The sequence below is a fragment of the Archangium violaceum Cb vi76 genome, from assembly GCF_000733295.1.
Taxonomy (GTDB): Bacteria; Myxococcota; Myxococcia; order Myxococcales; family Myxococcaceae; genus Archangium; species Archangium violaceum.
The window spans coordinates 47,565-62,330 of the sequence record NZ_JPMI01000255.1; the positions used below are offsets into that span (position 1 = coordinate 47,565).

12 protein-coding genes and 1 pseudogene are annotated in these 14,766 nt (G+C 70.1%); 8 read left to right on the top strand and 5 right to left on the bottom strand.

The genetic code is table 11. The features are described from left to right. Positions 1-145: 145 nt before the first annotated feature. Together Q664_RS62750 and Q664_RS62755 are read left to right on the top strand one after the other, a co-directional pair. Positions 146-535, top strand: a pseudogene (locus Q664_RS62750) (class II glutamine amidotransferase); the annotation flags it as partial. A gap of 118 nt (positions 536-653) precedes the next feature. Continuing rightward, positions 654-986, top strand: coding sequence for a hypothetical protein (locus tag Q664_RS62755; protein ID WP_326938760.1), 333 nt, complete (start codon positions 654-656; stop codon positions 984-986). Positions 987-994: 8 nt separating this feature from the next. Here the strand turns inward: Q664_RS62755 and mrtX are convergent, their stop codons facing one another. Together mrtX and Q664_RS35045 are read right to left on the bottom strand one after the other, a co-directional pair. After that, complete coding sequence (gene mrtX, locus Q664_RS35040) at positions 995-1,717, bottom strand: myxosortase MrtX (RefSeq protein WP_043405844.1); 723 nt, start codon at positions 1,715-1,717, stop codon at positions 995-997. Further along, on the bottom strand, positions 1,714-2,316 hold the full coding sequence (locus tag Q664_RS35045; RefSeq protein ID WP_326938761.1) for an MXAN_2756 family trypsin-like serine endoprotease: 603 nt from the start codon (positions 2,314-2,316) through the stop codon (positions 1,714-1,716). Before Q664_RS35045 ends, mrtX begins: the two co-directional genes overlap by 4 nt. A gap of 404 nt (positions 2,317-2,720) precedes the next feature. Between Q664_RS35045 and Q664_RS53090 the strand changes: the two genes are divergently transcribed. Together Q664_RS53090 and Q664_RS35055 are read left to right on the top strand one after the other, a co-directional pair. After that, positions 2,721-4,421, top strand: a complete 1,701-nt coding sequence (locus Q664_RS53090) for a Tox-REase-5 domain-containing protein (protein ID WP_052519047.1) — start codon at positions 2,721-2,723, stop codon at positions 4,419-4,421. A gap of 15 nt (positions 4,422-4,436) precedes the next feature. Beyond that, entirely contained in the window at positions 4,437-5,147 is a 711-nt protein-coding gene (locus tag Q664_RS35055; RefSeq protein WP_043405887.1) for an immunity 52 family protein, read from the top strand. Positions 5,148-5,172: 25 nt separating this feature from the next. On the opposite strand, the gene polX is transcribed toward Q664_RS35055, so the two are convergent. Next, positions 5,173-6,915: a DNA polymerase/3'-5' exonuclease PolX gene (gene polX, locus Q664_RS35060; protein WP_043405846.1), complete on the bottom strand. Its 1,743-nt coding sequence runs from the start codon at positions 6,913-6,915 to the stop codon at positions 5,173-5,175. 142 nt (positions 6,916-7,057) lie between these two features. On the opposite strand from polX, the gene Q664_RS35065 reads away from it, so the two are divergent. Together Q664_RS35065 and Q664_RS35070 are read left to right on the top strand one after the other, a co-directional pair. Next, complete coding sequence (locus Q664_RS35065) at positions 7,058-7,375, top strand: Rieske (2Fe-2S) protein (protein WP_043405848.1); 318 nt, start codon at positions 7,058-7,060, stop codon at positions 7,373-7,375. Between the two features lie 190 nt (positions 7,376-7,565). Next, on the top strand, positions 7,566-8,033 hold the full coding sequence (locus tag Q664_RS35070; RefSeq protein WP_235216998.1) for a MogA/MoaB family molybdenum cofactor biosynthesis protein: 468 nt from the start codon (positions 7,566-7,568) through the stop codon (positions 8,031-8,033). Positions 8,034-8,099: 66 nt separating this feature from the next. On the opposite strand, the gene Q664_RS35075 is transcribed toward Q664_RS35070, so the two are convergent. Then, complete coding sequence (locus tag Q664_RS35075) at positions 8,100-9,872, bottom strand: NAD-binding protein (RefSeq protein ID WP_084610560.1); 1,773 nt, start codon at positions 9,870-9,872, stop codon at positions 8,100-8,102. A 130-nt stretch (positions 9,873-10,002) separates the two neighbouring features. Between Q664_RS35075 and Q664_RS35080 the strand changes: the two genes are divergently transcribed. Together Q664_RS35080 and Q664_RS35085 are read left to right on the top strand one after the other, a co-directional pair. Continuing rightward, positions 10,003-12,252, top strand: a complete 2,250-nt coding sequence (locus Q664_RS35080; protein ID WP_043405857.1) for a mucoidy inhibitor MuiA family protein — start codon at positions 10,003-10,005, stop codon at positions 12,250-12,252. 1 nt (position 12,253) lies between these two features. Beyond that, a complete protein-coding gene (locus Q664_RS35085; protein ID WP_052519048.1) occupies positions 12,254-13,873 on the top strand; it encodes a mucoidy inhibitor MuiA family protein in 1,620 nt (539 codons plus the stop codon). Between the two features lie 139 nt (positions 13,874-14,012). Here Q664_RS35085 and Q664_RS61530 read toward each other — a convergent pair whose 3' ends face one another. Continuing rightward, on the bottom strand, positions 14,013-14,552 hold the full coding sequence (locus tag Q664_RS61530; protein ID WP_235216995.1) for a hypothetical protein: 540 nt from the start codon (positions 14,550-14,552) through the stop codon (positions 14,013-14,015). Positions 14,553-14,766 lie beyond the last annotated feature (214 nt).

Below are 14,766 nucleotides of genomic sequence, written 5' to 3' on the forward strand. Positions count from 1 at the left end.
CACCTCGCACTCGGGCTGTCAAACGTTCCGTATGGGTAAACCCCAGTCCTTTCAAGGGGTTGGCTGGGTTGGCGGCGAGGGGGAGCCCGGGTTGAGGGCCCTGGAGGGCGTCATTATCTATAGAGGCAGCAAGGGGGTTTTCCGCATGTCCGTCGCGCTGGCCGTCCTGACGTCCGACCCGAACCTGGTGCGGTGCGAGCTGCATCGGCTGGAGGGGCAGGTGGCTCTCCAGGGGGAGGAGGGGCGGTCCACCGCGGTGGGTATCGGCGCCTACGCGCAGGATGACGTCCTGCTCCGCCGCTTTCCCCGGGACGCGGACCTGACCCTGGAATCGCTCGCTCCGCCGCACGAGACGGAGGCGCTCCTGTTCCACGGGCGGCGGCTGCCGGTGGGACTGTCGCCGGAGGAGAACACCCAGCCGTTCCGCTCGCGGCGCTGGCTGTTCGCGCACCAGGGCCGTCTCGAGGACTTCGCCGGCCTCCGGGCCGGGCTGCTGGACGAGGTGCCGGACTTCCTCAAGCGGCAGATCCGCGGGGAGACGGACAGCGAGGTGGCCTTCGCGCACTTCCTCAAGCGGCTGTGGGAGACGGGGCACGGGGATGACCCGCGGCTCCCGGCGGAGGTGGCCGGCCGGCTGCTGGCGGACACGGGCCATGAGCCTGTCGCGGGCCTCGGCCCGGACGGGGGCCGCGCGCACGTCCACGGTGAACCTGCTCGCCACCAACGGCTACGTCCTGGTGGCCACGCGCCTGGGCGGCCAGCCGCTCTACTACACGCGCCTGGAGGGCACGGATTCTTGCGAGGTGTGCGGCCTCACGCCCGGCATGCCCGACACGCACCCGGGAGTGATGGCGCACCGGCGCCGGCGCTCGGTGGTGGTGGCCTCGCACCTCAAGCGCCCGGTGGGCTGGGTGGAACTGGCCGAGGGCACCACGCTGACGGTGGAGGCGGACCTCCAGGTGCGCCACCTGCCGTCCACCCCCTGACGCCCGGGTCACACGCCGAAGAAGGACACCTCGAGGAAGCGCACGAAGAGGTTGGCGGCGGCGTGGAAGAGGGCGGCACCCACCACGCTGCCGGTGCGCTCTCGCATCCACCCGAAGAGCAGGGCGGGGAAGAAGACGGACAGGCGCCACACCTGGAAGATGGCCAGGTGGCCCAGCGCGAAGAGCAGCGCCGTCAGCCAGAAGGCGGGGCCCAGCCGCACGCCGAGGAATCGCCGCCCATGGGGCCAGGCGTCGCGCAGGCGGGCCTGCATGTAGCCCCGGTAGAAGAACTCCTCGGGCAGGGCCACCACGAAGAGCTGATCCACCACCCACTCGCCGAAGCGGGGCGGCAGCCGCGGGGTGAAGTGCCCCGAGCCCCGGAAGGGCGCCAGCAGGCGCGACAGCTCCGTGGGCAGGAGCTGCAGCACCTCCGTCCACAGGACGAAGGCCCCGAAGAAGAGGGGGAACACCACCGCGCTCATGACGAGGAAGAGGCGCACGTCCTGGCGCCAGGTGCGCAGGGTGAGGCCGTAGTCCCGGTAGTCCTCGCCGCGCCAGCGCATGGCGATGAGCGGCAGGTAGAGGAAGCCCACCGTGGCCACCAGCTTGGGGACGCCGGAGCCTCCGAAGAGGAGGAAGGCGATGATGATGCCCAGGAAGCCGATGCCCCACAGGCCCAGCACCTCCTGCACGGCGGTGGGGCGCCAGGGCGTGGCCGCGGACGTGCTCACGGGGTGGCCACCTTCGTGGCGAGCTGCTGCCGGACGACGTCCAGGGGCAGGGCCCGGCAACCGCGTCCCTTGCGCTGGACGGACACGGCGACCAGCCGGCCCGTCTCGTCATAGAGGGGACTGCCCGGAGGCAGTGCCAGGTTCACGTCGATGAAGGGCGCGGGCGCCTTGCGCGCCAGGGCCGAGGCCGGCGTGTCCTTGCGCTTGCCCTTGCCGGGGATGATGCCGATGAGCCACTGGCCGGGGAGGTTCGCGGTGTTGGGCTTCACGGCCGCGGCGGGGTAGGTGCCCGCGGGGGCGGCGACGACGGCCACCTTCAGGTACGCGTTGGCGAGTACCACCGTGGCCGGCAGCGTGCTCCCGCCGTACTCCACCTGCGCGGCGTCCAGATCGACGTGGCTCACCGCGGTGAGCACCTGGCCCTCGGTTCCCACGATGATGCCGGGGCCGGCGGCTCGGGGGCCGCGTACCCGGACGACGGAGCGTTCGTACTGGGCGAGCGCCCGCTGGAGATCGGCGCGCGAGGGGCGCTCCGGCTCCGAGGCGGAGACCTGGGTGGAGAGCAGGACGAGGACGATCGGGAGCAGTCGGCGCAGCAAGGCGATGCGAGCCTAGGGCATCTGGAAGGGACAGGCGAGGTGACCGTGTGTAGAGGGCGCGCAAGGCACAGGGCGGCCCGGACCCGCGCGGTGGCATGCAGTCCGCGCGAGTGTTTCACGTGTCCAGTTGTCCGCCCACTCCGCAAGTTGGGATGGTTCGCGCCCTTCTGCCGGTGGGGGACGAAACCGCTCTGGCGGGCTTGAGTGGTAGACGTCTACCATTGATGTGTGCAAATGTGGGTTGGATGTGGTGTGACTGGTAGACGTCTACCACTGCGCCGATGTCGACCCTGCCCAACGCACCGTGTTCTCGCAGATGCAGCCCTGGATTTCGGACACGTCCACTCAGGCTGCGGCGTGCTTTTGACGTCTCCTTCAGCGCGAGGGAGCGCTGTGCCTGGGGAGTGCTCACGCTGGCCCTGTGGGTGCTGAGCGGATGCGCCACGGGCGCGCCTCCGGCCGGGCTGCTGGCGAGCCCCCGCTCCCACCGCCTGACGCCGGCCTTCTTCACGCAGGCGCGTCCGCCTGGGCCCGTGGACTCCGCGGCGACGGCCGTGCCGCCCGGCGACGCCCCTGCGCTCGACGAGGACGACGACCCGGAGGACGATGTGGAGGAGGAGCCAGGTGCCCCGGCCATGACGTCGGACGTACCTGGGGACGGGTCCGGCTCGCGGGGACGCCGCCCGGTGCGCCAGGAGGACGAACCCGGGAATGACGAGGGCGAGGGACTCGTGGGCTGGAGGGATGGGGTGGGGGAGGGGCGCCCCTGGGCGGTGCCCTTCAGCGTGGACCATTTCCAGGGACTGCTGGTGCAGGCGGGCGTGTCCCCCGAGTTGCTGCCGGAAGACGGGAGCACCTTGTCGCCCCAGCAGGCGGTGCACCAGCTGGCCCACCTGCTGGAGGCGAAGGCGGGGCTGGGGGAGTTTCCCCGTCAGCGCATGGCGGCGCATCTGCTGCTGGAGGTGGCCACGGGCGAGGGGCCGGTGACGCGCGAGGAATTGCACGCGCGCATGGACCGCTTCCACCGGCTGAGGGTGGCGCGGCCGGACGGCTACCTGGTGCGGGCGGTGACGGGCGAGGCGGTGCAGCGTGCCGGGGAGGTGCGGCTGGATCCGGACGGCACGCTGAGGGCGGGCCGCTACGAGGTGGGCCCCTTCTACGCGGTAGAGGACGGGCAGTTGTGGCCAGTGGACACGGGGCTGGAGGTGCCCCGGGGCGCGAAGCCCCTGGGCCCCTACGTGCCGGATGAGGGCGTGATGCTACCCGCGCTGGAGGGAGCGGGGCTGGCGTTGGGGGACACGCTGGAGGGCCTGAGCCGGCTCGTCTTCCACCCAGGCGAGAGCCTGGAGGGCCTGACGCGGCTTCCGGGGGCGGTGCGCGTGCTCTTCCAGAACGCGCCCGAGTACTGGGAGGCCTTCCGCCAGAAGCCTCGCGGCGAGCAGGTGCGTGAGGGCTCACGCTTGCTGGCCAACGTGCTGCTGACGGTGGGCACCTCGGGGGCGGGGGCGGTGAAGGCGGTGACATGGGGAGAGAAGCTCGGCCGGCTGTCGGTGCCGCTGCTGACGCTGACGAAGAGAGGCGAGCTGGTGCTGCGGCTGGTGGCGGTGCCTGGGCGCACCATGGCGGTGGCGGGCCAGGGGCTGAGCATCGCCTGGGGCCTGCACCTGGCCAAGGTGGGCCCGGGCCAGGGGGGCGGCTGGGTACCGCCGGTGGGAGGCCCGGGGCAGTGGGTGCCCAAGAACGAGCGGATGTCGCCGCGCTCGCGCGCCTTCCAGCACAAGGTGACGAAGGCTCCGGCGGGCTGGGTGTACCGCGTGTGGCGCAATGGCGAGAAGGCCGACTTCGACGGCTTCGACCTGGAGCAGCGCCTGCTGCAGGAGACCAAGGGCTTGGGCTATGACAAGCACTTCGATGCCGACCTCAATGCCAAGAAGTATTTCCGAGGCGCCAAGCGGCTCGTCAGGCAGGCCCAGCGGCAACTTCGGGTGGCCAAGGGTATCCGCATTCGTTGGCACGTAGCCGAGGCCAGAATGGTGGACATCCTCAAGAGATTGTTCAAGCAGGAACGAGTCGAGGGTATAGAGGTGGTCCACACGCCACCCTAGTTCTGTACGATGGACATGAGAGAGACTTATTACGCCGGGACATATTGGCCGACGCGTCGCGAGTCCGCTGAGCAATGCGCACAACGCGCGGAGACCTTCTTTCGTCTCCTCTCGGATTGTGACTCCATCTTCATGAATTGGTTCGAGCAGGCGAACTCAATCAAAAAAGCACTACAACTCCAGTTCGAGCCCAGCTACGAGACGTTCCTGCGATTTTTCAAGAGCAAGAAATATAATGAGGGGGCGTTTGGGTTTGGCTTTGGTGCTTGGACGGGACACAAGGAGGATGGGCATGGTGGGATGGTGACGCTCAGTTGTGGCTCTGCCGTGACTCCCCCTCCAAACAACTGCCTTCTCCACCTGCCCTCGGAGGAATCAGGTGCCGGGCGTGTTCTCACCACGCACGTCCTGATTCAGGTGCTTCGCGCGATGGTCCTGGCCTGGGAGCCAGCTGATGGTGGCGTCTTCTCGAAAGCCTACCAGGATCTGAGGGATGAGCCCGCGAGCAAGCCCTACACAGGTTGGCTCATGTATCTCTCACGCAACCGTGGGGAGGTGCCGCCTCTACCAGAGCCCGTGCGCGTCGAATCCGTAGAAGACAAGGGAACCCTCATCATCCTCACCCCCGAGCGCTTCACCGTGAACAACCCGGAGCATGTCGCTCTGGCCGATACGGTCCGCACGTTGCTTGAGCGGGCGGGGTTGTTGACCGAGTACAACCCGTAGGGCCGCCCGCGACATCATCCCCGCGTCAGGCGGCTCGCAGCTCGCGGAGGGTGGAGACGAACTGCTGGGCGGGGAGGGTGTTGAGGAGGTCCTCCTTCCGGGCCCAGCCCCGGCGCGCGGTGGCCACGGCGAAGGCCAGGTTGGCCAGGTCCGACACCTTGTGCGCATCGCAGCTCGCCACCAGCTTCACCCCACGCTGGAGCGCCATGCGCACGTGCTCCGTCTTCAGGTCCAACCGCTCCGGTTTGCCGTTGACCTCCACCACCACGCCGCGCTCGGCGGCCTTGTCGAGCACCGCCTCCATGCGCACGGGGTAGGGCTCTCGGCTGTGGATGAGCCGCCCGGTGGGGTGCCCGAGGATGTGCAGGTGCGGGTTGTCGAACGCCGCCAGCAACCGGCGCGTCATCTGCTCCTCATCCATGCCGTGCCGCACGTGGATGGAGCCGATGACCACCTCCAGCTTCTCCAGCACGGCGTCCGAGTAGTCCAGGGCGCCGCTCTCCAGGATGTCCACCTCGATGCCCTTGAGCAGCCGGATGCCCTGGACGGTCTCGTTGACGCGGTCGATCTCGTCCCACTGGCGGCGCAGATCGTCCTCCTTGAGGCCTCCGGCGTAGATGGCCGCCTGGCTGTGCTCGGTGACGGTGAGGAACTCGAGCCCCATCGCCTGGGCGGCGCGTGCCATCTCCTCCAGCGTGTTCTTCCCGTCGGACCAGGTGCTGTGCGCGTGCACGGCGCCCCGCAGGTCCTCGAGCGTGACCAGGTTCCCGGGCAGCCGGCCCTCGAGCGCCGCCTCGAGCTCCCCGGTGTCCTCGCGCAGCTCGGGCGGGACGTACTGCATGCCGAGCAGTGCGTAGAGCGCGGCCTCGTCCGGCACGCTCAGCTTGGTGCCATCGGCGCGGTGCACGCCCCACTCGGAGATCTTCAGCCCCTTGTCGTGGGCAATCCCCCGCAGCCGCACGTGGTGGGCCTTGGAGCCGGTGAAGTGGTGCAGGGCGGTGGCGAAGTCCTCGTCCGGCAGCACGCGCAGGTCCACCTGGAGGTCCTTCTCGTGCAGCCGCACCGAGCACTTGCTCTCGCCCCGGCCGATGATGTTCGCCACCTCGGGCGCGCGGGCGAAGGCATCGAACACCGTGTTGGCGTCCGCCGCCGAGGCGATGAGGTCCACGTCTCCCACCGTCTCCGCCCGCCGGCGCAGGCTGCCTCCCACGCTCGCGCGGATGACGCCGGGCGTGGCCTTGATGGACTCCAGCAGCCGCTCGGCCACCGGCATCACGTCCCCGAGCAGCCGCCGGGGTGTCCGGGTCCGCCGGTACAGCTCCACGCCCGCGAGGATCTTCGCCTCGCTCTTCTCCCCGAAACCCGAGAGCTTGCGCACCCGGCCCTCGCGGCAGGCCTTCTCCAGCGAGTCCACTCCGTCCACACCGAGTTGGCGCGCCAGGGCCAGGGCCTTCTTCGGGCCCAGGTCCGGCACCTGGACGAGCTCCAGGACCCCTGGGGGGAACTCGGCGCGCAGTGTGTCGTAGTAGGCGAGCTTACCGGTGGTGAGCAGCTCGGAGACCTTGTCGGCGATCGCCTGGCCGATCCCTGGCAGTTCCTTCAGGCGGCCTTCGCGGACGAGCACTCCCAGGTCCTCGGAGAGCCCGGCGATGCGGTCGGCGGCGGTGTCGTATGCGCGGCTGCGGAACGGGTTCTCCCCCTTCATCTGGAGGAGGAGCGAGATGTCCCGGAGGACCTGGACCACGGCGGCTTTATCGGGAGGCGTCACAGGGAGGAAGGTAATGCCCTCGAGACGGGGGTGCAGGCGAGCGGAAACGTGAGGTTCACCGACAAGCACTCCCCGACCCGGGCCCGGCCGGGATACAAGAGCCCGGGTCGTTCATTCCAGAGAGCCACGAAAGACGGAGTCGATGAAGATCAAGCTCGGACCGGCGGACTTCGCCGAAAAGGAGATGCGGGGCTACGAGGTGGGCAAGAGCAGCCTGTGTGTGGCCAGGATCAACGGGCGCTACAAGGGGCTCGATGACTGGTGCAACCACGGGGGCTGTCTGCTCTCCGGTGGACGCCTGGAGGGGAACATGGTCGTGTGCCCCTGCCACGAGGTCGGCTTCGACATGGACACCGGCAAGAACGAGACCTCGCCGGGCGTGTGCGATGACCAGCCCGCCGTGAAGATCGAGGTCGCCGACGGAGAGCTGATCGTCGATCTGCCCGACAAGGACTTGTAGGAGGCGCGCCATGGGACACGAGGGACACGATCACGACCATGACCCCAAGCATGGTCACGGACATCACCATCACCCCCACGGGCACGAGCATGGCCACGACCACGGCCATGACCACGGACACGGTCATGACCACCACCATGGGCACGAGCACGGCTCCGGGCCGGTGGCGGAGCACAAGGCGCACGCGCCGGTGCACGTGAGCACGTTCGTGGTGACGTGCTCGGACAGCCGGGACGGGTCGAAGGACGAGAGCGGGCGGGTGCTGCGCGAGCTGCTGGAGGCCGAGGGGCACCCGGTGAGCGGCTACCGCGTCATCAAGGACGAGCCCGAGTCCATCCGCGCGATGCTGAAGGAGGCCCAGGAGTCCGGCGCGCGGGCCGTCATCTTCAACGGCGGGACGGGCATCGGCCGCCGGGACAGCACGGTGGAGACGCTGCAGGGCCTCTTCGAGAAGACGCTGCCCGGCTTCGGCGAGCTGTTCCGGATGCTGTCCTTCCAGGAGATCGGCAGCGCGGCGATGATGTCGCGGGCCACCGCGGGGACGTACCAGGGGATGATCCTCTTCTCGCTCCCGGGCTCTCCGAAGGCGGTGCGGCTCGCGCTGCGCAAGCTCATCCTCCCCGAGCTGGGTCACGCGGTGCGTGAGCTGACCCGCTGAGTCACGCACGTCCGGCCGGGCCTCGCGGGCTTCCATCGCCACGCGAGGTCTGGCCGGTCCTCTTCATCACCCCGCGAGCCTCGGCCTCACTGCCTCCCCGTTCTCCTCTCGCTCCCGGACGATGCGCTGGCCGATGAGCGCGAGCAGCCCGGGAATCTGCCGGATCGCGGCACGATCGTTGTCCCGGTACGTCTCCTCGAGGTCCTCCCACGGAACGAGGCACGGGTGCGTCCTCGCCTCGTCATCACGAGGGCCCTTGTGCCAACCATCGAGCAGGTACCGTGCGCACCAGCGGTCATGCTCCATGCGCGCGAGCAGCTCCACCGCCTCGGCGGTGAAGGCGAATCCTCCCGTGCCCGATGAGGTGGGCTCGCTCCGGCAACCCACGGCGCGCAGCTTGACGGGGATGTGGTCCGCCTGCTGGCGGTTCGACTCGCGGAAGAACTCGTCCAGCTCGGGCCACTCCCTCAGTGCCGGACGCGCCCCCAGGACTTCTCCCTCCGCCAGCTTGCGCCGCAGGTAGTCCGTGTGCGCCGTGCGCGCGAGCAGATCCAACGTCTCGCCCAGGATGCTCTCGCGGTTGCACAGCCGGTCGATCATCCCGAAGACGCTGATCCGCCCGTTCCAGCGGCCCTCGCCCGAGCCATGCACCAGGGCCGACATCCCCGCTTCGTGCGACATGCGCACCCGCACCGGGACCCGCCGTCCCCGCAGCCGCTCCACCAGCGTCAGCCCACAGGCGAGGCCACGGCGGTCATCGTCGAAGCACACCACGATGTTCAGGAGCCGGTGCGGATCCTGTCCCCACTCCTCCAGCCGCGAGAGCACCTCGGCGTACTCCACGTCGCCCTCCAGCACGTCCAGGTCCGCCACCTGGGTGAATCCCGGGCACCTGCCGAGGAATCGCTGCCGCCGCTCCTCGGCCTTCCGGTCGACGATCGTCACCCGCAGGCGGGAGCCGTTGGCCAGGTGCGTCAACCGGGCGGCCTGTAGCGCCACGCTCTCGCCCATCTGCCCGAAACCCACCACACACAGGTGCACGAAGCGCGGGTCCCCGGGCTCCATCCGCTCCCGGTCCAGCGGGTTGTCGCGAAGCAGCACGCGGGCCGCCGCCTCGTGGATGTTGAAGGGCTGGGCCTCCACCGGCTCCGGCCCTGTCAGCACCTTCGAGGCACGAAGCAGTGAGCACAGTTGGAGATCGCCCACGTGGGCGAGGACTCGCAGGGGCGTGGTGCGTCCGGGTGCCCGCTCGCGCACCAGCCGGCGCGCGGTGAGGGCCGTCTCGATGTTGGCGCCGTCATCACCCGTGACCGCGAGCAGGAGCGAGGCCTGCGCCACGCGGGCCTGGCGGAGGATGGCCTCGTCGGCCGCCGCGCTCGGCAGCACCAGCGCGCCCGACTCCCGAGCCGCGAGCAGGGAGTCGTTCTCCTCGTCCTTCTCGATGATGACGACCCGCTCGCCGCGGGACAGGAAGTCCTGGGCGAGCTGGTGACCCTTGCGCCCCAGGCCGCACACCACCACATGGCCGGAGAGCCGGCGCAACCTCAGCCGCTCCAGCTCGCTCGCGAAGAGCACGGAGCCGGCGCGCAGCACCGCGTAGAAGGACACGGCCGCGGAGGACCAGCGGGCCACGTCGAGCGTCCAGGGCGTCCTGCCCGGCAACACCTGGAGCTGCAGCACGAAGAGCTGCACCGACTGGTAGAGCAGATCCGAGACACCGAAAAGGGGATCTCCCAGGTAGTCGCGGAGCCCCACGACCCCGAGGCCGAGGGTGGAGAGCACCCACGCCACGACCATTCCGGGCTCATGATCGCGGAGGAAGGCAAGGAGACGTCGCATGTGCCCCGAGTCTACCTCGCTCCCAGGAACGGAAGGGCAGGGCGGGAAGCAGCCAGGGGAACGCCTTCAATCCTTGCCCGCTCGAGGAGCCGCGTTCTAGCGTGCCGCGCAACGCATTTCGGGAGGGTGCATGCCCATCGTGGAGTCCCGCCTCGACACCGTGACGCTCTACCATCAGGGCGCGCGGGTAACCCGGTTGCTCTCGCTGGACTGTTCCGGGGGCAAGCCGCCCACGGAGCTGGAGATCCCCCGGCTGCCGCTCTCGTTGTTCGACGCCACCGTGCGCGTGCGCGTGTTGTCCACGGACAATCCCCAGGCGGACCTCTCCGCCACGAATGTGCGCGTGGGGTTGTGGATTCCTCCCAGGGAAGCGCCCCTGGACACGGTGGACGAGGCCGCGCTGCGCTCCCTGCGCCAGCAGGTGCGGACCGTGGAAAGCCAGCTGCGGCAGCTCGACTGGGAGATGTCCATCCTCGCCGACATCCCCGTGCCGGAGCGTCCGGAGCCCGAGGAGGGCAAGCCACCGCCGCCCGCTCCCATGGGCGCGCGGCTCGCCCTGGAGCAGTTCTCCCAGGATGGCGTGCAGTCCCGTCTCGTGGAGGCGCGCTCCCTGCGCGAGCAGTGGCGCAAGCTGAATGAGGACGTGGCCGTCCTCGAGGACAAGATGCGGAGGGACTCCACCGCGCGCGAGGTGACGGCGGCGGAGCTCCGCAAGTCCGTCCACGTGCAGCTGCGCCACGGGGGAGGCGAGCTCCGGCGCGCGGAGCTCTCCGTCGAGTATTTCGTCCCCGGGGCTCGCTGGGCTCCCAGCTATCAGTGCCGCCTGACGCGGGACTGCCGGCAGGTGGAACTGGTGACGCGTGCCCTCATCTGCCAGGACTCCGGAGAGGACTGGCGCGGCGTGAAGCTGGTGCTCTCCACCGCCGCGCCCATGAGCTGGACGGAGCTGCCGGAGTTGCCCTCCACCCGCATCGGACGCGCCCAGCCCCCGCCTCCCGCTCGCGCCGGTTTCCGTCCGCCACCGAAGGGCGCCACCGCGCTCTTCTCCGACTACGACCGCGATCGCCGCTCTCTGCTGCTCGGCCTGTCGCCCGTCCAGTCGTACATGCTGCCCGCGCTGCCGGCTCCTTCGGATCTGGAGGAGGCCGTCGTCTTCGGCGGGGTGCGTGACGCCCTCGAGGAACGCAAGGAACTGCGGCGGAGCAAGAAGGGCTCGCGCCCGAGTCTCGATGCCCTGGACGATGACATGGTCATGGCCGAGAGGTCGGCCGTGTACGATGGAATGGCCGCGGAAGAGGAATCGGCCGCGGAGATGGATGAACCGGCCTATCCCATGGCCGTTGCCGCGGCGCCGGGCATGGCGCCGCCCATGCCTCCTCCAGCTCCCGCGCCCATGGCGGCACGCCCGTCGGTGGCCGTTGCCGGTCCCGCTCGCTCCAGGGCCGTGTCACGGGGCGGCCCTGGCGGGGGTGGCGCGACCCCCTCGCAGGCCGGCCTGGAGGCGGTGGTGTTCACCCACCTGCGGCTCGCCCCGGCGACCGAGGGCATGCGCAACCGGCTCCAGCCCGTCGACGCGCGGCGCTTCTATCTGGAGTCGCTGTCGCGCTTCCAGGTGGAGGTGAAGTTCGATGTCATGGCCGTGGTGGCCGAGGCCGAGCTGCGGGCCCGCAACGTGGCCAACCTGGACCTGCCGGGCGGCACGGCGGACGTCCGGGCCGCGAGTGGCCATTTCGACTTCAGCTACATCGCCGATGCCACGGTGGACGTCCCGTCCGACAACACCTTCCACTCCGTGCCCCTGGGCACGCGCACCGGTGAGGCCAGTGTCCTCTACGTGGCCGTCCCCCGCGAGGACAGCAACGTCTACCGGCAGGCGCAGGTGAAGAACCCGCTGTCCGCTCCCATGTTGCCGGGCCCCGCCGAGGTCTACGTCGGGGGCGAGTACGTGCTCTCCACCACGCTGCCCTCCGTGCCCCCTCGCGGCGAGTTCAAGCTGGGCCTGGGCGTGGAACAGGCCATCCGCTGCGCGCGCAACACCCGCTTCACCGAGGTCCGCAGCGGCGAGAAGATCGTCGCGACGACGGAGCTCTGGCACGACATCCTCATCGACCTCGTCAACAACCTGGACCGGGAGATCGTCTGCGAGGTCCGTGAGCGCATCCCCCAGCCCGCGCCGAACGCGGAGGTGGTGGTCGAGGAGGGCGCTGTCACCCCCGCGTGGGAGCTCTATGCGCAGGAGGAGCGTGGCCGCGTGCTCGAGGGGGGACGCCGCTGGCGCCTCACCGTCCCCGCGAACGGGACGAGCAAGCTGTCCGCCCGGTACGTGGTGAAGATGTACGCCAACAACGAGGTCAACGGCGGCAACCGCCGGGAGGCGTGACATGAGCACGGCCATCCAACCCATGGGTGTGGAGCGCTACGAGCCCGCCTTCCCCGAGGTGGCTCCGGTCCTGGACGCGCCGGTGCGCGTCGTGACGCTGTTGGAGGATCGGGCGCAGGTGACTCGCGGCGGCACGGTGCGCGTGCGCGCGGGGCAGAATCGGGTCGTGGTGCGGGGCGTGGCTCCGGTGATGCAGGACGTGTCCCTGCGCGCCGAGGCCGTCTCCGGGCAGGCGCGTGTGGTGGACGTCCGGGTCCGCCGCAGCCTGCGCATCCGGACCGTGGACAAGCCCGAGGCGGCGCGGGTGCTCGAGGAGCGGATCGAGGCCCTGCGGCGCGAGCGTGAGCAGGTGTTGGAGGACCAGGCCCGAGCCCGTGCGCGCTTCGAGCGCATCCAGCGGATGCTGGTGCTCGGGGCCTCGGAGATTCCCGAGGACGCGGGGTGGGGGATGGGGGCCGCGGCCCAGTGGCAGGACACGTTCGACGCCCTGTTCCGCAAGGCCCGCCAGCTGCGCGAGTCGGCGCTGAAGGCCACCTTCACCGCCGAGCGGTTGGAGGAGGAGATCGCCGCCGTGATGCGCCAGCGTCAGGCGTTGGATCGCGTGGAGCACCAGGTGGTGGGCTGGCTGGAAGTGGACGTGCTCGCGGAGGCCGAGGGCGAGGTGGAGGTCCGCATCCACTACGTGGTGCCCAACGCCCTGTGGCGGCCGCTGCACTCGGCGCGCCTGCTGGAGGGGAAGCGTATTCTCTTCGCCTCGTCCGCGGCGGTCTGGCAGGACACCGGCGAGGACTGGAGGGAGGCGGAGCTGCGCTTCTCCACGGCGCGCTCCTCGCTGGGCATCGAGCCGCCTCTGTTGCAGGCGGACCTGCTCACCGTGAAGAAGAAGAGCGAGACGGTGGCGGTCCAGGTCCGGGAGGTGCGGGTGCAGAAGGCGGGACTGGGCAGTGCGCCGGCCACGGGCGCGGCCGCTCCGGCGACGCCGCCGAGCGTGGAGCTGCCCGGGGTGGATGATGGCGGCGAGACGCGCAACCTGAGGGCGCCGGGCCGGAATACCATCGTCTCGGATGGGCGGCCCCACATCATTCCGCTCTTCAGCTTCGAGGCCGAGGCGGAGTCGTCGCTGGTGGCTTTTCCGGAGCTGGAGAACCAGGTGTTCCTGCGGGCGGTGGCGCGCAACACCTCGCCCAATCCGGTGCTGGCGGGACCGGTGGAGTTGCTGCAGGAGAACGGCTTCGTGGGGTGGACCCAGACGCTGTTCGTGGCGCCCCAGGAGAAGTTCGAGCTGAGCTTTGGTCCGGAGGAGTCCGTCCGCATCCAGCGCGAGGCGAAGCGGGAGAGCGAGCTCAACCCGGTGAGCAAGTGGAACGAGGCCACGGTGCGGCTCACCCTCTACCTCTCGAACCTCTCGGGGAGCGCGCGCACGGTGGCGGTCACCGAGCGCCTGCCCGTGTCGGAGATCGAGCACGTGAAGGTGGAGCTGGATCGGGAGAAGACCAGCGGAACTCCGGTGCTCGACGACAACGGATTCTGCACGTGGAAGGTCGAGCTGCCCGCCAATGGCCATACCCGGCTGCACCTGGTGTTCAAGGTCTTGACGGCGCCGGGTGTGCAGAGCGCCTGAGGGCGTTCATCCCGTGCGTTGGGCTCTGTAGGGAGGCGGGGAGGGCACTCTCCGCAAGGCCCCGGCCCGCCATCAAGCGAGCCGGGGTTTTCCTTTTCTCCTGAAGCCGCCAGCGGCGGACGGGTGCGCTGGCCGCGCGTCAGTCGTGCCGCCCCCAGCTGTCGGCCGCGCCCCACACGACGTACCCGGGCATCGCGAAGAACGCGGCCGTGCCGTAGATCTTGTACGCGCCGTTGGAGGTCGCGGCCGACTTGACCTTGTCGACGATGTTGCTCACGCGTGTCGTCGCCTGGTCGGAGACTCCCGCGGCCTTGGCGATGTTCACGCGCTCGCTCCAGGCGCCGCTGGCCGCGCCAGTGCCAGCGCCCTTGGCGAAGCCGGTGCCCGTGCTCTTGGCAAGCCCCTGGTACCAGGGCTGGTGCTGCTGGACATTGGTGAGGATCGTCGTCACGTCGCTCGACACCGCGCTCGACACTCCGCTCACGGCGGCCTTGGCGCCGATGCGTGCGGCGATGCCGGCGCCCCCCTTCTTGCTGGAGAGCCCGCCCGTCGCGAGCCCCCCGGCTCCGCTCACGACCCCGCTCGCGAAGCCAGCGGCGGCGCCGATCCCCATGGCCTCGAAGAAGCCCTTGGCCGTGAAGTCGCGGCCGTGCTGCACGTCGTATTTCAGTCCGGACATCCCGGCGCTCGAGAGCGTGCTCCCCGCGACATTGAGACCGAACCTGGTGAGTTTCGTGGAGATGGACGCGGTCGAGCTCGCCGCGCCCTCGGCCACCGAGGCGCCCGCGGCCACCGAGGCCGCTGCCTCCGAGCCCGCCGCCACAGCGCCCTCCGCCGCGCCCGCCGCTCCGGCCGCAGCGCCCTCCGCCGCGCCCTCCGTCGCGGCCGCCGCG